The organism is Microcoleus sp. N9_A1, from assembly GCF_036701795.1.
In the GTDB taxonomy this organism is placed as follows: domain Bacteria; phylum Cyanobacteriota; class Cyanobacteriia; order Cyanobacteriales; family Microcoleaceae; genus Microcoleus.
In genome coordinates this window covers 1-21,896 of record NZ_JAUBRI010000048.1, presented here as the reverse complement: position 1 = coordinate 21,896, position 21,896 = coordinate 1, and the positions used below count along the sequence as shown (strand labels likewise).

Sequence of the window (21,896 nt, the reverse complement as noted above, 5' to 3'; positions counted from 1 at the left end):
AAAACTTATTGTCCCACTTAATATTAACATGATCACTATAAAGTTTTAGGTTTAAGAAATAAGCAGATGGCAATGCAATTAAGTAAGGGTGAGAGATTTAATATGTCTCAGGAAGCGCCGGATTTAAAAAAAATGGCGATCGCCCTCGGTTGGCAGGTGACAGAGGCAGGAGAAAGCTACGACATTGATGTCTCTGCGTTTATGCTAGGTTCTGACGGCAAAATACCTAACGATAAATATTTTATATTTTACAATAATCTGCAATCCTTTGACAGTTCGGTACTGCAATCGATTCCTGAAAAAAACAACGGATATCAAGAGAATAAGACTATTTACGGCGTTATCTTAGAAAGAGTTAATCCTGAAATTGAGGAAATAACTTTTGTTGTCACTATTCACGAAGCAGAGAAATTTAATGCAAATTTTAGCAATATCAAAAATGCTTTTATCAAAATTAGCAATTTGGATACAAAAAGCGAACTGGTTCGTTATGAATTAAAAGAAATTTTTTCGCGAGAGACTGCGGTAGAATTTGGTCGTTTGTATAGAAAGAATGGAGAGTGGAGGTTTCAGGCGGTAGGAGCAGGATATCAGGCAGGATTGCAGAGTTTTGTTGACAAGTATTGCAGCTAAAACAGTAATAATATTGCTCCAATTACTCACGAGTTGGCAGCGGGAACAGCCGATGATTTGCAGTTCCCGGCTGGGAAGTTGGACGTGAAGCCAGAACCGGAAGCGGAACAGTCTCGTCTGGAGCTTTTGGTGACTTTGTTACCTTGCTACCTAGTTTTGAAAATGCTCCAAACTAATGTCAAATTAAGTTCAATTGTAGAAACCGCTTGGGGCAAAAAGCCTGGTTTTTACTTGGGTAATTCTCTGTAAGTAAATCTCAATAAATTCAGAGACAGGCAGCAGATATTTTTAATCAAGCCCGCGATTATAGAAACTCTGTTAAATTTCATTAATTAAATAACTTATTATGCCACTTAACCTTAAGATGAGTAGTATAAATTTTTATATTTAACAAATAAGCAGATGGGGATGCAATTAAGTAAGGGTGAGAGATTTAATTTTTCTAAAGAAGCGCCCGGTTTGAAAAAAATGGCGATTGCCCTGGGTTGGCAAGTGACAGAGACCGGACAAAGCTACGAGATTGATGTCTCTGCCTTTATGCTAGGTGCTGACGGCAAACTACCTAATGATAAATATTTTATCTTTTATAATAATCTGCAATCCTGTGACGGTTCGGTGGTGCAATCGATTCCTGATAAAAACAACCGAGGTCAAGAGAATAAGAGTATTTACGGCGTTATTTTAGAGAAAATTAATCCTGAAATTGAGGAAATAACTTTTGCGGTCACTATTCACGAAGCAGATAAAATTAAGGCAAGTTTTAGCAATATCAAAAATGCTTTTATCAAACTTACCAATTTGGATACGGGAAGCGAACTGGTTCGCTATGAATTAAAAGAGAACTTTTCCCGAGAGACTGCTGTAGAATTTTGTCGTTTGTATAGAAAGAATGGAGAGTGGAGATTTCAGGCAGTAGGAGAAGGATATCAAGCAGGATTGCAGAGTCTGGTTGACAAATATAAAAGCGGAAATAGCAATAATATTGCTCCCAGTAGTAGAGAGTTGGCAGCAGGAAAAGCAGCAGATGATTTGCAGTTGCCGGCCTGGGATTTGGAGGGGGATTCAGAACCGGAAGCGCAACAATCTCGTCAGACTCAAAGGGTACAGCCCTCACGAATTAACAATCAAGTTAATAATTCGCGAAGCCGCAAAATACCCGCAGCTTTATTAGCAGGTTTAGGGGTTTTGATATTGGGGACAGGTGCAGGGATGAGCGCCTTTATGCGATCGGGAAATGAAACGCTGAAGCAAGCGAAAATACTGGCAGTTGAAACGCAGAATGCAGGGAAAGTCACCGATGTAAATCTGCTCAGAAGTTTTGATCGACGACTTAAAGAAACGATCGCCAATTTAGACAAAATTCCTAACTTCCCCGGCTTTGGGTATCAACAAGCTAGAGCAGATTTGCTGCAACTGCGTCCGAGTTTGGTTCCAGTAGCGCAAAATTTACAGGCGGCAGAAAGTCTAGCAACGGCTCAAAAATTGGCGATGGAAGCTGCTGTGGTTGTGCAAAAACCGCCTCATCCGATCGAAGTTTGGCAGCAGTCGCAAAGTAAATGGCAACAGGCGATCGCACTTTTAGAAGCGATCGATTCACGTACACCTGTTTATAATTTAGCTCAAAATAAGTTATCTAATTACCGGGCCAATCGCGCTGTTATCAGTCAAAGAGTTGCGATCGCTCAAAAAGCCGCAACTTTCAGCAACCAAGGTTCTTTGAAAATTCAAAAGGGAGATGTTCCGGGGGCGATCGCCAATTTTACTCAGGCTTTAGCGTTGAATCCGAACATACCTCAAGCTTACCTCGGATTGGGAATTGCTACTGGCCAACAGGGAAACAAGCAGCAGGCAATTTACAATTACGATCGAGCTCTACAATTTAATCCTAACTTAGCAGAAGCTTATTTCGGTCGCGGTCAAGCATACTATGAATTGGGAAACAAGCAAAAGGCGATCGGCGATTACGAACAAGCTATTCGCGTTAATCCTAATTATGGTTTGGCTTATTTGGAACGAGGTGCTATTCGCTGTATGTTGGGAACAAAAACGCAAGCAGTAGCAGACTTTCAACAAGCTGGAGAACTTTTCTCAAAGCAGGGAGACGGAAATAATTACCAATTAGCACAAAGCTTTATTAAAGATTGTCAAGAACCGAGTGTACAGGCTGCAATCTGCGATTATCGAAGGAACATAGACTCCTTTGGCAGGCCCTGCGGTCGATCTGTTAATGTTCCGATTATAATTAGAAGAAAATCCGCGACTGCTACCTCAAACTCTGAGTCTACTGATGTTAAAAGCAATAGCAGCGTTGAAAAAATCTCGCCTGCAAATTCTGATAGCAGCAGCACAAGAACTCGCAGCAGGAGAAGAAGTAAAAGGTAAGCGGCTGTTGCATTAGTTAAGAGATGACAAAATCTCCTGGTAAGCATCAATGGTTTGTTGGGCGATCGCCTCCCAGTTATAATGCTTTTTGGCATACTCTTGGCCCTTCAATCCCCGGCGTTGGCGCTCCTGTGGATTGAGAAGTGCTGATTTGATTGAATTGGCGATCGCCCCTATTTCCAAAGGTTCTACCCAACCAGCTTCTGCTTGCTGTATGTCTTCCGCAATATGTATGCGATCGGAAATGGCGACAGGTACACCGGCGGCCATCGCTTCCGCTACAGCAATGCCAAAGTTTTCGTAATAAGAAGGCAATACAAATAAGTCGGCTTTTGTCAATAGTTCAACTTTTAAATCACCGCTCACAAAGCCAGTTATTGTTGTGTATTTTGCTAAGCTGGAATTCTGAATTTTTCCTTTAATTTGTGTTTCATACTCAGCATCTTGGGGATTTGAACCAGCTAAAATAAAGTGAAACTCTATGCCTGATTCCAAAATACTTTCTAATGCTGGAATTAACAAATCAAGCCCTTTTTTAGGTTCAATTCGCGACATAAATAAGATGATTGGCACTTGAGATTCTCGCAATCTTTTAGGAAACAAACCTGCTGTCACCCCCAATGCAATCACCAAATCCCGTGGCACAGGCATCTTGCCTGTGCAGTCCAAATCCCGTGGCACGGGCATCTTGCCTGTGCAGTTCAAACCAAATCTTTCTGAGATTTTAGCTTCTTCTTTACTTGTGAAGTGAATTGCGGCTGCCCCTGCTAAATTATGGCGTTCTAAAAGCGTGGCATAAATCTGTTTCAAGCGCTTTTTTTTCTGCAAATCGGCGGGGTCAAGCATACCGCAGGGACGCATAATATATGGCAACTTGTGATATCTAGCAATTGTGGCGGCAAAGGTAGTTACTGGTGAGAAAAGAGCGTGAATGTGGGCGAGGTCAAATTGTCGCGCATTTTCATTTAACCACTGCAATAAACTCACAGAAAACTTATATCTACGAAACGGAGAACAGCGGAAATAAATAATTTGATAACCGTTTTGTTTTATTGGTTGATTTAAGGAGACATCTAAGGGATGTTGACCGATATCTCCGTTAGAATCTGTGGTGATAATTGTGACATCAATACCTCGGGAAGCGAGGGCCGCAGAAAGCCCGAGTACCATTTGACTTGGCCCGCCGTAGACTAGGGAAATTGAGGGGATAATTTGGAGAATCCGCATGGTTAGCACTTGGTGTTAGCTGAGGTAGCTGGTTGTGTTATCATAGAAAGAATTGCAAAATTTGCACGTTATACTAATTTAGGCGATCGGAGGCAAGTTATGCTGATTGGATTCAGCGTCGGCAACTACAAATCTTTTAAAGAAACTGTCACCCTCAGCATGGTAGCCTCGTCAATTACTGAGGAAGACAAAGAGCTGGACGAAAATAATGTATTCCCAATTAATGATAAGTTAAGCTTACTCAAAAGTGCTGCTCTTTATGGAGCTAATGCAAGCGGCAAAAGCAATCTTATCGCTGCTATTAACTTTATGAAATGGTTTGTCCTCAACTCATCCAAAGAAACGCAAGTTTCAGAGGCGATCGATATTGAAGCATTCAGGCTAAGTACAGAGACAGAAAAAGAGCCGTCTTTCTTTGAAATCGTTTTTATACTTGAAGACCAAACTTTTAGGTACGGTTTTGAGGTGAACGCGCGGGAAGTTGTTTCTGAGTGGCTATTTCAAGCTGATGACAGTGAAGAAAAAATGCTTTTTGAACGGGATTTTGACAATTTTATATTAGATGATTTCCCAGAGGGACAAGGAATTATCGATAAAACCCGAAGTAATGCTTTATTTCTTTCTGTAGTCGCACAATTTAATGGTAAAATTTCAGGCAAAATATTGCTGTGGTTCAGTAAAACTTTGCAATTGATATCAGGCTTGCAAGATAGGCTATACCGCAAGGAAACTTTAGAGTCTTTTGAGAACGATCGCCACAGGCATGATATTATTGAATTCATCAAAAAATTAGACTTGGGTATTGCTGATATCCAAATCACAAATCAACCTGTATTTATTATTTCCAATAATAAGGCATTATATGCTACATCCTACGGCGGTAGTTTATATCTTAATTCTGAAAGCAAACCAACCGTGAAAACACTTCACCCGAAATATGATGCTGACGGTAAGCGAACTTCGATCGAATCATTCGATATCGAAAAGCATGAATCTGAGGGAACCAACAAACTGTTTGCATTAGCAGGCATTCTCCTGGATACTTTAAGAACAGGAAAGATTTTATTAATTGATGAACTTGATGCCAGACTTCATCCGCTGATTACTCGCGAATTAATCTGTTTATTCAATTCTAACGAGACTAATCCGCACAACGCACAGCTTATATTCACGACACACGATACAAACTTACTCAGTAGCAAAACTTTTCGTAAGGATCAAATATGGTTTACTGAAAAGGATAACAAGGGTGCTACTGATTTGTACTCTTTGGTAGAGTATAAAGTCGGGAAAGATGCCTCATTCGAGCGCGATTACATTATCGGCAAGTATGGCGCTATCCCTTTTATTGGTAATTTTAAAGAACTCATAGGTGAACTTCATGAGTAAAAAAAGTTCGTCTAGACAAAGCAAGATTCCTTACGGCGATCGAAAAGAGAAAAGTAGAAGATGGTTTTTTATCGTGTGCGAAGGTGAGAAAACAGAACCCTACTATTTTAAAAGTTTCCCGGTAGACGCAAAGGTAATTAAGCTGGAGATCACAGGAGAAGGAAGAAATACGAATAGTTTAGTAGAAAAAGCTATTCAGTTAAAAAACGGCTTAGAATTCGACGAAACAGACCGATTTTGGTGCGTGTTCGATCGCGATAAAAACCCTAAAAATCCTAACGACTTGCAAAATTTTAATTCAGCCATAACTCTTGCAAGAAATAACGGCATTGACGTAGCTTATTCAAATGATGCTTTTGAATTGTGGTATTTGCTGCACTTCCATTTTTATAATACGGGAATTTCTCGCCAGCGTTATCAAAATATGCTAACCAATAAATTGGGACACGAATATAAGAAAAACAGCGATACGATTTATGAGGAATTAAAAGACAAACAGCAAGATACAATTAAACACGCAAAACGGCTTTTAATTGAATACGATCGCCCCAATCCTGAAAGTGATAATCCTTCAACAACAGTACATTTGCTAGTCGAAGAACTTAACAGTTTTATTCCTGATTGATGAGGGAGAAAGTCGTAGAAACCTGGTTTCTAGCCACCCCATGCGTAAGCCCTGCAACTTTCGTATACCAAGGAAATTGAGGGGATAATTTGGAGAATCCGCATTAGGGATAGTTATTTAAATCAAAATACCAACATCTCCCATTACCAAATTTAATTATCTGCAAAAGGCTGCCCATCTAGCTGTTCAGCTTCCTCTCTCTTTGTTGCTGTAATTTGAGTATTGTGAGCCATTGTTTTGGAAAATTCATACATTTCACTGGCTTTTGCTTCCGCAGCTTTCACAATTTCAAGGATTTCCAGCAGTAGGCTTTCATCTGGTAATTGTTTCATGGCAATGCTTCTAATCTCTCAACTACTTTGTCTATCATAATTTTCGATTCGGGAGCCATCTGTAGCAAGGCTGCTAAATAATCTCCTGCTTTTTGAACATCTTCATCGGGCACACCATCCATCAATACATTGCCCACCATGTGCTCGGCTTGTAAGCGAACACCTGCTACGTTAAATTGAAAATTACTGATCGAAGAAAAGTATTGCATCAGTATTTCATTTTGTGGAAAAAGAGACATTGCTCTTCTAAGTGCAAAAAGTCCCTGCGTTGCTTGGCGCTCTGTATCGTCTAGTACCTGGTAGAGTTCGGTAACCAAAGAGCGTATGTCGGAAGGAATAGCCATTTACGACAGTTTTTATTTAACACTTGCATTATACTGCTAACAGTTACAACAATTCTTTGTAAAATTCCAACAACTGCTCAGCTAAAGCTTTATTTGTATAATTGCTCATCGCTCTATGATAACCCCGATCGCCCAAATCAGCGGCTAACTCCGGCGACTCCATCAATTTCTGCAAACACTCGCGCAAAACCCCTGCATTTCCCTCCGGGAAGACTAACCCCGCATCGCCGATGACGTGGGGAATTTCCCCCGAGTCGGAACCGATTACCGGAATTTTACAGGCCATCGCTTCGATTAAAACGTGACCGAATTGTTCTTTCCAGCCCACAGTGGTCAAAGTTTTGAATTTATAGCTGGTTTGCGAGGGCAATACCAAACAGTTCATTAAGTTAATGTAGGGGGGGATTTCTTCGTGGGAAACGCTTTCTACCCAGATTATTCGGTCGCTGATTCCCCATTCAATACATTTTTCGGCGAGGTGCGCACGCAATTTTCCTTGTCCTACTAACAGCCACTTCCAAGGGAGTTTTTTCCACCCAGCCAAGGCTTCAGCTAAAGTTAGCAGTCCTTTTTCTTCGACAAATCGCCCTACAAATCCTACCACAAAATCGGTCGGTTCAATGCCGAACCTGCGCGATAAATCAGCGTTTTTACCAGTACGGCGAAACAAAGTTTCATCTACTCCAAGTTGAGGCATTACTTTCACCGCACCTTGATAGCCCCGCTGTCGCAAAATGTTAGATCCATCTAAGTTGCCTGCAATAATTCCATCGGTGTGCTGAAGATTGTAATTTTCTAAGAGTGAAACGGGCCAGTTCAATCGATAAGGGAGATTCCACCAGGTAAAGAATATATTTTTTGCTTGCAGTTTTAGCAGTCTGTTTAGTAAGATTAGCTGAGCACAAGCGAGGGATTTTGAACCTTGTTCAACTTGGATAATCTGCGGTCTAAACTTTTGCAAAACTTCAATTAAATCAGTGCCAAATGTTAGCAAACCTTGATTATTTTGGCTATAATTAGATAGGGGAACTACTTTAAATGAACTTTTCTGATAGAATTGCGTTTCTATAATTTTATTTTGTATGCCTCCGGGTTTCCAACGCTGCGGCACTACAACTGTTACTTCAATATCGGGTTCTAGGTTTGCTAATATCTTGAATTTTTCCCGATTGATGTCAACTATATAGGTGTGGCTGGCAACGAGAATTCTCATTTTTTAGTCAGGGATAATTGACAATTGGTAATAATAATTATTTAGCATTAATGTGATCTTGATGGGTGTAAATTTGTCCGTCGTTCGATAGGGACTGAATTAATGTATTGATGGCACTGATAAAACCGAGGATATAAAAACTAAATCGAACAATTATTTTAATGGGCGATCGACTTTTATGGCAAGGCGGATTCCCCAAAACGTGGCAGTCAAAGAGTTTGGTGAAAAATCGCAGGCATTGAAAGGCTGTTAAATTTTTTAATCCCATGAGGAAATGGTTGTGATAAAATGTGATTTGATATTCGATCGATCGCGTGCTGACATCGTGACATCCACCGCTCTCTTCCCCTAAGTGAACTAAACAGGCATTGGGATCGTACCAAATTTTCATGCCAGTCGATCGCAATCTCAAACAAAAATCCGACTCCTCCCGTACCGCACTCCCTGCAAACCGCTCGTCAAACCTCAGCCCGCACTCGGCAAAAACTGAGGAGCGAAATGACATATTGCAGCCTCTAGCCGAGAGCACCTGCTGCGGTTTTACTGTATGCACCAAATCGATAAAATACCACGCAATGCCTGCATCCATCGCTTCAGAGGGCAAATATTCGATCGCCAAATCACCTCCAGAATTATCCAGTTTCATTCTGTCAAAAACCCTGCCCGCCACACATCCCACATCAGGTTTTTCTAAATAGTTGTCAGCGTGAGCCGCCAAAAAACCATCTGGCAATTGTACATCATCATCAATAAATAAAATAATCTCTCCAACTGCGCGGCGCACTGCATAATTTCGAGCAGCAGGTAAACTCGCCCAATCTACCCTAAACCAGCGAATTTTGTCAGCATTTGCCAATTCCTCTAAATAAACTTGAGTTTCTGATTCGTGGGTGCGAGTTTGATCGATTACCAGCACTTCAAAATTCGGGTAATTTTGCCGGATTGCATCAGCCAATGTCTCTCGCAGGGGCTGCTCGCGGTTGTAGGTGGGTATCACAACAGAAATCATCATCACACAATTGAGTGAAAATAAAGTTAAGGGTAGGCAGGATGCCTGCCCCACTCGTTATTTTTGGAGAAGTTGATTAAAACTAGAAATTAATAGTTAGAAATTTTGATTTCTGAATTTTGAATTAAAGGATTTCAACTCAAAACTCAAAACTCAAAATTCAAAAGTTTTAGCAATTCCCCATTTCCATCAGATAGCTATGTGTTGCCCAACGGCTAAAACTAAATTTTCAGTCCAGAAATTAGCCAATTCGGCGCTGGCAGCTTCTACCATAACTCGGATTAGCGGTTCAGTGCCAGAAGCGCGAACCAAAACCCGTCCCTGTTCTCCCATTGCAGTTGTAGCACGATCGATCGCACTTTGCATTGCCTCACACTCCTGCCATTTCAGGCGTTTTTCGCGATCGTCCACCCGAATATTTCGCAGCAACTGCGGATAAGTTTGGAAACTGCCACTTACCAATTGTGCCAAAGATTGCCCGGACTGGCGCACCAGCGAAGCCAAGTGCAAAGCTGTCAGCAAACCGTCGCCGCTAATACCGTAATGGGGACAAAGAATGTGTCCCGACTGTTCGCCGCCCAACATCGCACCAGTGCGCTGCATTTCAGCGTGAACGTACTGATCTCCCACGTTGGTTCTAGTTAGTTTGCCCCCCAATTCTTCCCAAGCTCGCTCGAAGCCGAGGTTAGCCATTACAGTAGAAATAATTAAATTGGATGGTAACTGTTGGGAGTCGCGCAACTGCCGACCCCACAGATAAAGAATGTAATCGCCGTCAATCGATCGACCTTTGTTGTCAACACCCAAAACTCGATCGGCATCGCCGTCAAAAGCAAATCCCAAATCAGCATTGTGTTCCAAAACAGCCGCTTGCAAACTGTCGAGATGAGTAGAACCGCAGTTAACATTAATACGAGATCCATCAGGAGAGTCGTGCAAACAGATCACATCCGCACCCATTTGCGCGAACACCGCCGGCGCCAAACCCGCGGCCGCCCCCCAAGCCAAATCCAAAACTATCCGCATTCCCTCCAAATTCATCTGTTGCAGCGAATCACAGAGGGAAGTGGCATAATCTTTAACCAACTCAGACCGATGGTAGTGGTGTCCCAAACCCAAGCTAGCAATTGGAACCTTTGCCCCCCGGATTCCCGCTTCGATTTGTTCCTGCAACTGCTGCGACAGCTTCGAGCCGTTTGAGTCGAAAAACTTAATGCCGTTGTCTTCTGGGGGATTGTGAGAAGCCGAAATCATCACTCCGCCGACCGACTCCGAAACGCTTGCCAGATAAGCAACGCAGGGAGTGGGACACAATCCCAAATTCCACACTTCCAAACCGGCGGCCGTCAAACCCGCTGACAGTGCCATTGCCAGCATATCGCTGGAATTCCTGCTGTCTTGTCCCAAAATCACAGGCCCCTGGTTGGGGGAATGTTGCCGTAGAACTTGTCCAGCCCAGAAGCCAACTTGCAGGGCTAAGGGTGCATTCAGCAATTCTCCAACTTTCCCGCGAATGCCGTCTGTGCCGAAGAGTTTGGTATTGGGCAGGGAGAGGCTATCTCCCAGCAGAATCGTATCGCGTTTGACTGGCTGTACCGAGTTAGCCGCCGGAAACTCGCTGCCACGAGGGCGCGAAGGTGTCTGAACCATATTCACTCCTTTAGGAATATTCACACTCACACTTTGGGTTCATGTTACAACTGAAAGCTTTATTTTCAGCCTAAACTCCATTTATTTCGTCAATTGCTGAAGCAACTTGCTCTGACAACCTACGCACAAAGCTTAGCTTCATCGGAAAAGTTTGTATCGTATCCAAGGGAAAAACTTTTAGTACCGGGGGCGCGCCAACGCCACGAAACCCGGTTTCTTCCTGTCTCCAGGCTTGACGCTGCTGCGGTTTGATCCTGTCAGCAACTGCGGGTATAGAAGGTTAATGCTGTATTGCCGTATACTTTGTGGCGACAAATTTCTAGGCCGGAAATCGCTTGTGTCGATCGCTCCGGGCTGTGTTCGATCGCGATTTCGCCGAGGAGTGCTAGCATTTCTTGGCTGGCGATCGTGTTTAACACAGGTTCGTACAAGTCGCTGGCGTAGGGCGGATCGAAGTAAATGCGATCGAACTGCTGTCCCGCTAGTGCCGTCAATTTTGCGATCGCGTCTCCCCGCAATATTTGGACTTCTTGAGAAGAATCTGCTATTTTCTCCCAGTTTTCGCGGATAATTGCACAAGCTTTCGCCGACTGTTCGATACCGGTGACACTCGCGGCTTGCCGACACAAAGCCTCTGCACCCATCGAACCACTGCCGGTACAAATGTCAAGCCATCTACAATCTGCGATCGTCCCTTGCCAAATATTAAATAAAGCTTCTCTGACTCGCGAAGGTGTAGGGCGAGTTGCGAGTCCCGGCAGGGTTTTGATTTGGCGATTGCCACAGATTCTCAGGCTCATTTAGGAAGAAGGAAGTTCGGCAACGGATTTTGTAACGGATGTAACGGATGTAACTCACATCTTGCACCATTCTCGCTTAACAGGCAAGATGCCTGTTCCACAAAGAGTGAATTTTCTTGTGGAACAGGCATCTTGCCTGTTCCTAAACAAGTAATTGAGAATGGTGCAACATCTCAGATGTAACGGATGTCCGGAAGGAAGAATACTTTTAAAAATGTCAAACCCAGTTTCGGCAATCTACCGGGATTTTCAAGACTCATGCCACCTAAGCAGGTACTTTTTCCCTCACCAGACTGACAAAATTTGACAGCATTTGCAATCCCGTAGTCGAAGACTTTTCCGGGTGAAATTGCACAGCCATCAGATTGCCTTTAGCTATAGCCGCCGTCACATTTTGACTACCGTGAGTCACAATTGCCGATCGCACTTCCAAATCAACTGGATCGACATAATAAGAATGCACGAAATAAACCCAAGGATCGGACGGTAAATTTTGCCACAGCGACAAATCCGGCTGAGTTAATTGCAATTGATTCCATCCCATGTGGGGAATTGTCAAACCCGGTTCCGAGCGAAATCGGCGCACTTTTCCCGCAATAACGCCCAATCCCGGTTCTACGCCTTCTTCGGAACTTTCAAATAGAATTTGCAAACCCAAACAAATGCCTAAAAAAGGTTTCCCCGAGGCGATCGCCCTTTTTATCGGTTCTATCAAATTGCGCGATCGTAAATTCTGCATTGCCGGGTCAAAGGAACCCACCCCCGGCAAAACCACCGCATCCGCCTGCTCGATTATAGCAGGAGAATCTGTAATTTTTGGTACTGCACCCACATTTTCCAAGCCTTTACAGACCGAGTGCAGATTGCCCATGTCATAGTCCACTACTGCAATGACAGACATTGACTTACTTGCCTTATATTATCAATATCAGTATTATTGCACAAATATGACGGCGAAAATCCTGCTCACCTCATTTGATACTTGGCTTCCCCATCAGAAATCCAACTCTTCGGACGATTTATTAGCCAAGATTTCCCAAATCAAATCTTTGCCTGATTCCCTGACTTTTTTGAGGAAACTGCCAGTAGATTTTCAGCTAGCACCTAATTTAGCGATCGCCAAAATCAACCAACTCCAACCCGACACTATTATCTGCTGCGGCATGGCCGAGAGTCGGCAAAAATTAACCGTAGAATCTTGCGCTTGTTGCGATCGCGACATTCTGAAAACCGTAGTTAATCTCGAACCGCTAGTCGCTGATTTAGCAGCAACCGAAATCAGTCACGAAGCAGGAAAATTTGTATGCGAAGCCCTCTATTATGCAGTTTTAAAACACCTTGCAGATTCTCTACTTAGCACCAAATGTATTTTCGTACACGTACCAATTTTGACAGAAGAAAATGCCGACAAAATTGTCGCCGATTTTTTATTAATTTTAACTCGCCTCACTTAACAACTGACAACTGACAACTGACAACTGCCAGTTGCCAACTGCCAAGTCTTTAGCCGCCGTAATTCCAACCGGTGCTTTCTAGCAGCAACGGATTGCCTTCTCGGTGGACGCCGGCTGCCAAAACTTCTCCCACATAAACCGTGTGATCCCCGTGTTCCACAGCACCGACAACTTTGCACTCGATGTAACCCAGAGAATCCGAGATAATCGGACAACCAGTTTCCGCGCCCGGATAAAATTCTACATCCTCAAATTTATTGCCAACGCGGCGCTGCTGTTTAAAGAATTTCTGGGCTAACTCTTTTTGCCCTGCTTCTAGGAAACTCAAAGCAAAGACACCGCTGGCTTTGATCATGGCGTGGGATTTGGAGTCTTGCTTGACGCAGTTGACAACTAAGGGAGGGGTAAAGGAAGATTGCATCACCCAGCTAGCGGTGAAACCGTTGACTTCCTCCCCGTCTTTGACACCGCAGATGTACAATCCGTGAGGGATTTTCCGCAAGATGGTCTTTTTAGCTTGTTCGTCTAGCACGGGCTTACCTGTTCGATCTATAATTCTACACCGCCCAGTTTACCAATGTCGCGCACCCAAACCCAACTGTCTTAAGGGCGATCGCCATACCGAAACTGTTGAGATTGCCAATATTGTTTTTTTCGATACCAAATCTTCTGCTTCACCCAACATTTATTTTTATTAAGTTAAATTAAGTTCCTCGGATTTTTTTGCAACTAACTATATGCTGTGTTAAAACTTTAGCCATTAATATTGCAATCTCAACGTAGTTGCTCAATTCGTTAACAAAATCGGAGATAATTCGATGACAGAATCGTTTAAGCGGAACTTTGGTTTAGGTCTTTTAGCCGTCAGTATATTATCTCTAATTTGTTTCGGCATAGTAGGGATTGGCAGAGACGGCTCGCTCAATGCTGACGGTGCCGTCCTTTATGCTGCTGGACGTGCTTGGCTGACGGGTTTGAATGCCTACAACCACGATATGCTGACTAAAAGTGTAGCAGGAATAAAGGAAATTGACGGTCTGGAAAATGCCGCTTTCTTTTATCCTCCTCAATCAGCCGCATTGTGTATGTTGGTCGGTATTTTTGATTACTCTGTTGCCAAATTCGTCTGGCTATTACTCAACTTGCTGTCAATCGCAGCTATTATTTTCATGACTGTTCGTACCGTCAATCAACATCAAAATAATAGTGAAAATCACCTGGGCGGTTGGATTATGGCTGCGATAATTATCGGCAACCCATTCACGGCCCACGTTGTGTGGATGGGTCAAACTTCTTTGATGGCTTTTTCTGCGACCATGGCTGCTTGGTTTTTCAGCCAACGGGAAAAATTTGTATGGGCAGGAATCTGTTTAGGTATCGCCAGTTTTAAGCCACAACTATGCTTATTGCTCGGTATTTGGTTTTTGCTAGAACGGAACTGGAAAATATTAGCTGTAGCCTTCGCAACGGTTACAATTATGAGCGCTTACCCATTGGTGCTGTACGGCGGGCCCGTTGGGATGCTGGCAGCATGGCATCAAGGAATTCAAGACAGCTATAGTTCTTTGCCTTTCAATCAACCGGGGTTTCAAGATAAAGTTGGTATGGAAAGTCTTTTCGCTTCTTTCGGCTTGAAGATACCGGCTATCAAGATTGTGGCAGTAATTTTAGCGGTTCTGCTGTGGGTATTCCGCAATAAAATTAATCGAGAAGATGTCTTGGCTCTGCTGATGGGTATATCCTTCACTTTTCTGGGATATACTCACGTTTATGATTATGTAGGTTTGTTCCCGATTGTGACATCGCTGTGGCTGTATTGCAGCAAGAATAACCGCAAAGCTTCAATCGGCAGTATTGCTTTAGTTTTTCTGCTGTTTTTTCCGAGACGGATATTTTTAGCTGCGGGTTTGCCTTTTTTGATTCACTGGAGAACAATTGTTGTTTTGATGCTGGTAGTTGGTGTTCTTGCATTCAGCATGAAAGCTAAATCCAATCAAGGATTTCTGCAAAAAATGGCTTGATTTTCGCAGAGTTGCCAGGGGCAGAAATTATCATAAGAGGCGCTTGCCTCATAAACCCGGTTTATACGCCGCAAAAATCCTGGTTGGGCGACTAAATATCTACGAATAAACCGGGTTTATGAACTTCAAAACTCATCGAGGGGCGAAGGGTTGCCAAGAACGAAGAAATCTCAAAACTCTTGTGCAACTCCGTGCTTCTTAAACCAATCTTGCATCCGTTTCCAAGCATCCTCAGCTTCTTTTTCCCGGTAACTGGGGCGATAGTCGGCGTTAAAACCGTGCGGCGTATCTGGATAAAGCACTATTTCGGAACCGCTGCTGCCAGTTTTGAGAACTTGTCGCATTTTCTCGACTGTATCGTTGGGAATTGAGGTGTCTTTATCGCCGTAAAGCCCCAATACGGGCACTTTCAAACTGGCTGCAATGTCGATCGGCTGTTTGGGAGTTAAATCCGTAGAATTGCCAACCACACGCCCGTACCAAGCCACTCCCGCTTTGACTTTCGGGTTGTGGGAAGAGTACAGCCAAACAATTCTGCCACCCCAGCAAAATCCTGTAATTCCCAACTTATTAGTATTGCCTTTTCCTGACTTTTGTGCCCACTCTACGGTAGCATCTAAATCAGACATAACTTGAACGTCAGGAACTTTCGAGACAACTTTACTAATAATTTCTTGGATGTCGGTGATTTTAGAAACATCACCTTGACGGGCAAACATTTCTGGGGCGATCGCTAAATAACCTAATTTTGCAAAACGGCGGCAAATATCTTGAAGGTGGGCGTGAACTCCGAAGATTTCTTGAATTACTAAAATTACTGGAAAATTGCTGCCGGTGGCTGGCATGGCTCTGTATGCTGGAATTGAGCCGTCTTTTACAGGAATTTTTACCTCACCTGCAACTAAGCCAGCAGCATCCGTATTGATAACGGCAGCGGCAATAGGATGAACTGCTAAGGCAAATCCGGCGCTTAATGCGGTGACAATGATAAATTGTCTGCGAGTTAAATCTTTCATTTGTAATGGGGAATAGGGCATTGGGCATTGGGCATTGGGTGGATCGAAGCGGGGGGATTGGGCATTGGTAATTGGAACTAACAAATAACCAATGACTAATGACTACTGACGGAAAAGCCGATCGTGCTCTGGATGGTACAAGCGCGATCGCCCTTGAGCTTCTTTCCCCAACGCCGGACTAATCACATACATTGTCGTTCTGATCAAATTATTTTCGCGTGTAGCAACGGCCATTTTGTCAAGAGGAACTAGGACAATTTTTTCATCCGGCCAGCCCAACCGATAACAAATAGCTACAGGCAAATCAGACGGGTAATGTTCCATCAACTTAGCTTGAGCCTGTTCGACATGGCGCGCGCTCAAATACAGACACAAACTTGCTTGATGAGCTGCCAAACTAGCTAATTCTTCACGTTCCGGCACTTCCGTGCGGCCGCTAATTCTGGTCAAAATAATTGTCTGCACAACTCCCGGAACTGTCAACTCAATTTTAAGTTTAGCTGCCGCAAGTTGGAAAGCGCTAATTCCCGGGATTACCTCAAAAGCAATTCCCTCGGAGGCCAAAGCTTGCATTTGTTCGCCGACGGCCCCGTAGAGACAGGGATCGCCCGAATGGAGGCGGACGACGCTTTTGCCGGCGCGCACTCGCTCCACCATCAAAGGTACAATCTCTTCGAGGGTCTTATCCGCAGTTTGGATCACTTCAGCATCTGCGCGCACTCCCTGCAAAATTTGCTCTGGGACTAGGGAATCAGCAAATAATATGACATCGGCGGCAGCCAGTAGTTTTTGAGCCTTAACAGTCAACAAATCCGGGTCTCCGGGGCCTGCACCTACAATGTATACCCCTGGAATTAGGGATGGAATCTCTGTCAAACTCATGGCTGCTAAAAAATTTGCTAAATTTACCGACGCTTCCGGATGCACCTATTTTGGTTGGAAGTAAGGGATGGTAGATGCACCCTGGTTTGAACCCTAGAGACTAACCTCTCTGGGGTTTTTTATTGATCCTCTGGGGATTTGCGATCGATATTTGCCCGATCGCTATTGGGGGAGACAACATCGGGTAAAGGTCGATCGAGCAAATAAAGCCAAGCCAAACCGCCTAACCCTAAAACAATCCCAGTCAAGCTTACCATTTGCGCCGTCCGCAGCGGCCCGAACATCAAACTATCAGTCCGCAACCCTTCAATCCAGACTCTACCCAAACTGTAAGCTGCGATATAAACCAAAAACAAAGCACCAATTTTCAAGCGAATTTTGCCCTGCAAATCGCGGAAAAACAAAGTCAGAAGCAACCCAAATACTGTCAAATTCCACAGGGATTCGTAGAGAAATGTGGGGTGGAAGTATTCAAAATTAGCGTAGGCTGCCGGCCTGCTGTTTGGGGGAATATAGAGTTTCCAAGGCAAATCCGTAGGACTGCCAAAAGCTTCGGAGTTAAAGAAATTTCCCCAGCGTCCGATCGCCTGACCGAGAATTGCCGAAGGCGCGATTAAATCTGCCATTTGCCAAAAAGAAACTCGCTGGATTTTCGCAAAAATCAAAGCTGCGATCGTGCCGCCCAAAATCGCGCCGTGAATGGCAATTCCACCTTTCCAAATCGCAATAATGTCTTCGGGTCTCTGGGCATATTGTGGCCACTCGAAAGCCACGTAGTAAATTCTGGCACAAGGAATAGCGCCCAGAACCAGCCAAATTGCTAAATCGCCCAGCAATTCTGGGTTGACGCGGCGCTTTTCGGCCAAATATTGGGACAGACTGACCCCAATTAAGACGGCAGAAGCTATCAACAGCCCGTACCAACGGATAGCTACGGGGCCGAGTTGAAAGATAATCGGGCCGGGGGATGTAAATTGAAACGCTAAGGGCAGCGCAAGAATATTTAGCACCATAAAAGTTCCATTAATTGTGCTGTAAGCCTGTCAAATTTGCATACCCTATTTACAAACTACAGAGTTTATTTTAGATGGCTGCGGTCGTTTAGACGCAATATTTGGGGAATAGTGCCGAAAAAATATTTTTTAACTGTATAAAAAATGCTGTCCTTAAAATACTTTTAGATTAAAGGCGGTACGACATCAAAAAAATTTTCAAAAAAGAGTCATAGCAAATGGCAGAACGCACCACTGTTGTTTGCGATCGCGTCTGGCTAGGTTTTGAGAAGGCAGACTTCGATCGACAGATTTAACTATTCTCAACCCTCTATAGCAATCCTAAATCATTATCACGTGCGGCGAACATAAATGTGATTTACCCAAAATCCATCTGTAGAGTGCCGTGTCCCGGACACGGCTTGGCCTTAGTCCCTACTGAAAATTATTTAGGATTGCTATATCTAGTGGTTATTGTCGTTAATCAAGTGGGAGGAGATCTCAATTTTAGCAGGAGAGGACTCGTCGCTATTTTGGGACGAGTTTTGGTCGCAGCCCAGCCAAATCAGGCTTGTACGCAAAAATATTGACAAGTTAGCTCATCCCACTTAAGATACAACCATTCCTCATCAATACCCTTAATCAATACGCTTAATTGTCAGATTTGTGACCAAGAGTCCTGGGAAAGCATCACCTGTTGGTGTTTGGCGCTGCTCCAACAACTGCACTAATCCAAATATCTCAGGTAGAGTATAGCGGTTATCAGATAAATGAGGTATGCCGAAACCCTGAAGCATCAATCTTTTCAGGTCAAAATTCGTACCTCACCTTTTTGAGAAAGGCTATAACGACTTTGACCGCAAGGTAAGTAAAACTCGATACCCAAAAAATATTGGCAGTAATATGCAAATATCAAAAAAATTAAATCTTAACAAAAAAATATGACAGCATCAAAATTTTACATTCCTTCATTGGATGGAATTAGGACTATTGCTTTTTTAATTGTTTTTTTATCTCATGCAGGAATGGGTTATATTGTGCCGGGAGGATTGGGTGTAACAACTTTTTTCTTTTTGAGCGGTTATCTAATTACAACCTTGCTGAGACGTGAATACGAACAAAATCAAGTGATTAATATCAAATATTTTTATTTGCGACGTGTAGTGCGAATACTGCCTGGTTTTTATGCAGTTTTATTTATGGCATCTATTTTAACATTACTAGGGGTATTGCAAGGCGAACTGAGACTGCCCGGTTTTTTAAGTCAGGCTCTACATTATTATAACTATTATGAATTTTTTAATGGTAACACTGGAGTAGCTATTGGTACAGATGTGTATTGGTCTCTTGCCGTTGAAGAACACTTCTACTTAATTTTTCCTTTTTTATACATACTTTTAATGAAAATGCGTTTAAAGCCCAAACAGCAAATGTTAATTTGTTGGGGTTTGTGCATATTGTTTCTACTGTGGAGATGTGTTCTAGTTTTTGGCATGGGAGCAACTGAACAGCGGATCTTTCATTTATCAGATACCCGAATGGATAGCATATTGTTTGGCTGTGCATTAGCGGTCTATGGTAACCCAGTATTAGACGCTCCCTATGGCTCAGAGCGATTTTGGAAGTATTTCTTACTACCATTAGGAATAACTTTAATTATTGTGTCTTTTATCTGTCGTTATCCAGAGTTTGAAAATACAGTTCGTTTCACTGTTCAAGGTATTGGACTACATCTTTGTTTCGTGGCTGCTATCCGTTTTCCAGATTGGCTAATATTTAAACCTCTAAATTGGAAATGGATGCGGTTTATTGGTTTACTTTCATACTCGCTTTATCTAGTACACGATACAACCCTTCAAGGTATTCATTTTTATTTTAATCAAATGCCTATGGTTGTGCAGGGAGCGATAAGTCTTCTGATTTCCTTTACATTAGCCTATGCAATTTATAGGTATATAGAGTTGCCATGCACCAAGCTCCGCAAGCGGTTTTCATCTTCTTCAAGTTAAACGCCATAAAATATTTACTAAGCAGAATTTCGCCAATTTCGTCACAGATAGACGGCAGTTTTGGTCAAGAAGTTTTAGTATAGAGAGTGATCGTAAATTTTTTCTGATGACCTATGTCCCCTACCTCCGTTTCTCAGGTGTACTCTTCTGGTAATTCCAAGGGTGCGAATCAGTCTCGCAAGACTGCTGCTTTGGCTGTTGAGTCTGGTAAAATTCCGCCGTTGTTGGGCGCGAGTTTGGCTGAGTTAACGGAGTGGGTGCAGCAAAACGGGCAACCCGCTTATCGCGGGAAGCAGTTGTACCAGTGGATTTATGAGAGAGGTGCGCGATCGCTCTCTGACATTTCTGTATTCTCGAAACAATGGCGCGAGACTGTTGCTAAAATCCCGATCGGGCGATCGACTATTCATTTGCGATCGGTCGCACCGGATGCCACAGTAAAGTATCTCCTAAAATTAGCAGACGGTCAAATTATTGAAACAGTCGGCATTCCCACCGATAAACGGCTGACTGTGTGCGTTTCGGCGCAAGTTGGCTGCGCGATGGGCTGCGATTTTTGCGCCACCGGCAAAGGCGGTTTCAAGCGCAATTTAGAAGTAAACGAAATCGTCGATCAAGTCTTGACAGTACAGCAAGATTTCGGCCGCCGAGTCAGCCACATCGTATTTATGGGGATGGGCGAACCGCTGCTGAATTTCGATAACGTCGTAGCTGCTGTCAAGTGTTTGAATCAAGACGTAGGAATTGGACAGCGCAACATCACCGTTTCCACAGTCGGCATCCGCAATCGCATCACCCAACTAGCCGAACATCAACTGCAAATTACCCTCGCCGTCAGCCTCCACGCTTCCAATCAAAGATTGCGCGAAGAGTTAATTCCTAGCGCCCGCCCTTATCCTTTGGGTGAGTTAGTGGCAGAATGTCGGGAATATGTGCGATCGACCGGCCGCAGATTAAGCTTTGAATACGTGCTTTTAGCAAACGTAAATGATTTACCAGAACACGCAGCCGAGTTAGCAAATCAGTTGCGCGGTTTTCAGTGTCACGTCAATTTAATTCCTTACAATCCGATTCAGGAAGCTGAATATCAGCGACCGACTCCCAATCGAATCAACAGTTTTGTTTCGGTTTTGAAGGAAAAGAAAATTGCAGTTAGCGTGCGGTATTCTCGCGGCTTAGAAGCAGATGCCGCCTGCGGACAATTGCGGGCTTCTGAGGTTGAAAAATAGATTTTTAACCGATAAATAATCTTGTAGGGTGCGGAGCGAGTGCGTGATTTCATCAAAAATCGACCAGCTACGATCTGACGCACCCTACTACGAGCTGTATCGATCGGGAACAGTTGGTGTTGGAGTTCGTATAATTTGGGATGAACAATTAGGGTGGAAGAAATAATTGGCTATAATAAAATACGTCATTTTTGATTTAGATGATACACTTTGTGATTATCAGAAAGCTAAAAAAAACGCAATAAATCTTGTTAATCGAGTTCTTGAATTATCTGGGATAGATGTTAACCAATTCTGGAATAGTTATAGCTTAATAGAACCTACGTTGTTCCGACAATTTGTTAATGGAGTTATTTCAAGGGACGAGTATAGGTTGCGTCGCTATGCTGATGTTATACAAGGCGCTCACGAAAATCCTTTAGCGTTTTCTTCAGCACTAAATTCTATTTACATGAAAGAGGCTAATCACGCAATAACATTATTTGATGATGTGATTCCCTTACTAAAAACTTTAGAAGACAAAGAAATTAATACTGCTATTCTTACAAATGGGCCTTGGGACGGGCAAAGCGAGAAAATTAAGGCATTAAACCTAGCTCAATATATTAAAAAAATCGGGAGCATCCCATTAAGGAAGTAAGTATTTATACTTAGTTTAGAAACAGGTAAAATGTTAAAAAATCACACCT

General features: G+C 43.2%; 22 protein-coding genes. 10 read left to right on the top strand and 12 right to left on the bottom strand.

Annotated features, from left to right (window positions below):
* Positions 1 to 72 precede the first annotated feature (72 nt).
* The 3 genes from QUA58_RS20780 (at position 73) to QUA58_RS20770 (ending at position 3,015) form a co-directional block, all read left to right on the top strand.
* Positions 73 to 633 carry a TerD family protein gene (locus tag QUA58_RS20780; protein ID WP_333395675.1) on the top strand — a complete coding sequence of 187 codons (561 nt, stop codon included), beginning with the start codon at positions 73 to 75 and terminating at the stop codon, positions 631 to 633.
* 33 nt (positions 634 to 666) lie between these two features.
* Entirely contained in the window at positions 667 to 882 is a 216-nt protein-coding gene (locus tag QUA58_RS20775; protein WP_333395673.1) for a hypothetical protein, read from the top strand.
* A 159-nt stretch (positions 883 to 1,041) separates the two neighbouring features.
* A complete protein-coding gene (locus QUA58_RS20770) occupies positions 1,042 to 3,015 on the top strand; it encodes a TerD family protein (RefSeq protein ID WP_333395670.1) in 1,974 nt (657 codons plus the stop codon).
* Between the two features lie 12 nt (positions 3,016 to 3,027).
* On the opposite strand, the gene hpsP is transcribed toward QUA58_RS20770, so the two are convergent.
* Positions 3,028 to 4,242 carry a hormogonium polysaccharide biosynthesis glycosyltransferase HpsP gene (hpsP, locus tag QUA58_RS20765; protein ID WP_333395668.1) on the bottom strand — a complete coding sequence of 405 codons (1,215 nt, stop codon included), beginning with the start codon at positions 4,240 to 4,242 and terminating at the stop codon, positions 3,028 to 3,030.
* Positions 4,243 to 4,341: 99 nt separating this feature from the next.
* On the opposite strand from hpsP, the gene QUA58_RS20760 reads away from it, so the two are divergent.
* Together QUA58_RS20760 and QUA58_RS20755 are read left to right on the top strand one after the other, a co-directional pair.
* A complete protein-coding gene (locus QUA58_RS20760) occupies positions 4,342 to 5,631 on the top strand; it encodes an ATP-binding protein (protein ID WP_333395666.1) in 1,290 nt (429 codons plus the stop codon).
* Positions 5,624 to 6,256, top strand: coding sequence for an RloB family protein (locus QUA58_RS20755; RefSeq protein ID WP_333395664.1), 633 nt, complete (start codon positions 5,624 to 5,626; stop codon positions 6,254 to 6,256). Before QUA58_RS20760 ends, QUA58_RS20755 begins: the two co-directional genes overlap by 8 nt.
* Positions 6,257 to 6,408: 152 nt before the next feature.
* Here the strand turns inward: QUA58_RS20755 and QUA58_RS20750 are convergent, their stop codons facing one another.
* The 7 genes from QUA58_RS20750 to hisH form a co-directional block, all read right to left on the bottom strand.
* Positions 6,409 to 6,588 (bottom strand): hypothetical protein, encoded by a 180-nt coding sequence (locus QUA58_RS20750; protein ID WP_332977946.1) that lies wholly within the window; start codon positions 6,586 to 6,588, stop codon positions 6,409 to 6,411.
* Positions 6,585 to 6,932 carry a hypothetical protein gene (locus QUA58_RS20745; protein WP_333395661.1) on the bottom strand — a complete coding sequence of 116 codons (348 nt, stop codon included), beginning with the start codon at positions 6,930 to 6,932 and terminating at the stop codon, positions 6,585 to 6,587. Before QUA58_RS20745 ends, QUA58_RS20750 begins: the two co-directional genes overlap by 4 nt.
* 43 nt (positions 6,933 to 6,975) lie before the next feature.
* Positions 6,976 to 8,145, bottom strand: a complete 1,170-nt coding sequence (gene hpsO, locus QUA58_RS20740) for a hormogonium polysaccharide biosynthesis glycosyltransferase HpsO (protein WP_333395659.1) — start codon at positions 8,143 to 8,145, stop codon at positions 6,976 to 6,978.
* Between the two features lie 37 nt (positions 8,146 to 8,182).
* A complete protein-coding gene (gene hpsN, locus QUA58_RS20735; protein WP_333395658.1) occupies positions 8,183 to 9,157 on the bottom strand; it encodes a hormogonium polysaccharide biosynthesis glycosyltransferase HpsN in 975 nt (324 codons plus the stop codon).
* A 186-nt stretch (positions 9,158 to 9,343) separates the two neighbouring features.
* Entirely contained in the window at positions 9,344 to 10,804 is a 1,461-nt protein-coding gene (gene glmM, locus QUA58_RS20730) for a phosphoglucosamine mutase (RefSeq protein ID WP_333395723.1), read from the bottom strand.
* A gap of 257 nt (positions 10,805 to 11,061) precedes the next feature.
* Positions 11,062 to 11,604, bottom strand: a complete 543-nt coding sequence (gene rsmD / locus QUA58_RS20725; protein WP_333395656.1) for a 16S rRNA (guanine(966)-N(2))-methyltransferase RsmD — start codon at positions 11,602 to 11,604, stop codon at positions 11,062 to 11,064.
* Positions 11,605 to 11,869: 265 nt separating this feature from the next.
* Positions 11,870 to 12,505, bottom strand: coding sequence for an imidazole glycerol phosphate synthase subunit HisH (gene hisH / locus QUA58_RS20720; protein ID WP_333395654.1), 636 nt, complete (start codon positions 12,503 to 12,505; stop codon positions 11,870 to 11,872).
* Between hisH and QUA58_RS20715 the strand changes: the two genes are divergently transcribed.
* Positions 12,495 to 13,058, top strand: a complete 564-nt coding sequence (locus QUA58_RS20715) for a pyroglutamyl-peptidase I family protein (protein WP_445243623.1) — start codon at positions 12,495 to 12,497, stop codon at positions 13,056 to 13,058. The genes hisH and QUA58_RS20715 overlap by 11 nt on opposite strands.
* 49 nt (positions 13,059 to 13,107) lie before the next feature.
* On the opposite strand, the gene QUA58_RS20710 is transcribed toward QUA58_RS20715, so the two are convergent.
* Complete coding sequence (locus QUA58_RS20710; RefSeq protein WP_333056840.1) at positions 13,108 to 13,590, bottom strand: flavin reductase family protein; 483 nt, start codon at positions 13,588 to 13,590, stop codon at positions 13,108 to 13,110.
* Positions 13,591 to 13,876: 286 nt separating this feature from the next.
* On the opposite strand from QUA58_RS20710, the gene QUA58_RS20705 reads away from it, so the two are divergent.
* Positions 13,877 to 15,079: a glycosyltransferase family 87 protein gene (locus tag QUA58_RS20705; RefSeq protein ID WP_333248044.1), complete on the top strand. Its 1,203-nt coding sequence runs from the start codon at positions 13,877 to 13,879 to the stop codon at positions 15,077 to 15,079.
* A 170-nt stretch (positions 15,080 to 15,249) separates the two neighbouring features.
* On the opposite strand, the gene QUA58_RS20700 is transcribed toward QUA58_RS20705, so the two are convergent.
* From QUA58_RS20700 to lgt, 3 genes are all read right to left on the bottom strand, one after another.
* Complete coding sequence (locus tag QUA58_RS20700) at positions 15,250 to 16,095, bottom strand: dienelactone hydrolase family protein (RefSeq protein ID WP_333395651.1); 846 nt, start codon at positions 16,093 to 16,095, stop codon at positions 15,250 to 15,252.
* A 102-nt stretch (positions 16,096 to 16,197) separates the two neighbouring features.
* Positions 16,198 to 16,977 (bottom strand): precorrin-4 C(11)-methyltransferase, encoded by a 780-nt coding sequence (gene cobM, locus QUA58_RS20695; RefSeq protein ID WP_333248040.1) that lies wholly within the window; start codon positions 16,975 to 16,977, stop codon positions 16,198 to 16,200.
* Between the two features lie 119 nt (positions 16,978 to 17,096).
* A complete protein-coding gene (lgt, locus tag QUA58_RS20690) occupies positions 17,097 to 17,990 on the bottom strand; it encodes a prolipoprotein diacylglyceryl transferase (RefSeq protein ID WP_333248039.1) in 894 nt (297 codons plus the stop codon).
* Between the two features lie 920 nt (positions 17,991 to 18,910).
* Between lgt and QUA58_RS20685 the strand changes: the two genes are divergently transcribed.
* The 3 genes from QUA58_RS20685 (at position 18,911) to QUA58_RS20675 (ending at position 21,847) form a co-directional block, all read left to right on the top strand.
* Positions 18,911 to 19,978, top strand: coding sequence for an acyltransferase (locus QUA58_RS20685; protein WP_333248037.1), 1,068 nt, complete (start codon positions 18,911 to 18,913; stop codon positions 19,976 to 19,978).
* Positions 19,979 to 20,091: 113 nt separating this feature from the next.
* Positions 20,092 to 21,207 carry a 23S rRNA (adenine(2503)-C(2))-methyltransferase RlmN gene (gene rlmN / locus QUA58_RS20680; RefSeq protein ID WP_333248035.1) on the top strand — a complete coding sequence of 372 codons (1,116 nt, stop codon included), beginning with the start codon at positions 20,092 to 20,094 and terminating at the stop codon, positions 21,205 to 21,207.
* Positions 21,208 to 21,373: 166 nt separating this feature from the next.
* Positions 21,374 to 21,847 (top strand): HAD family hydrolase, encoded by a 474-nt coding sequence (locus tag QUA58_RS20675; protein WP_333395650.1) that lies wholly within the window; start codon positions 21,374 to 21,376, stop codon positions 21,845 to 21,847.
* The last annotated feature ends 49 nt before the right edge of the window (positions 21,848 to 21,896 follow it).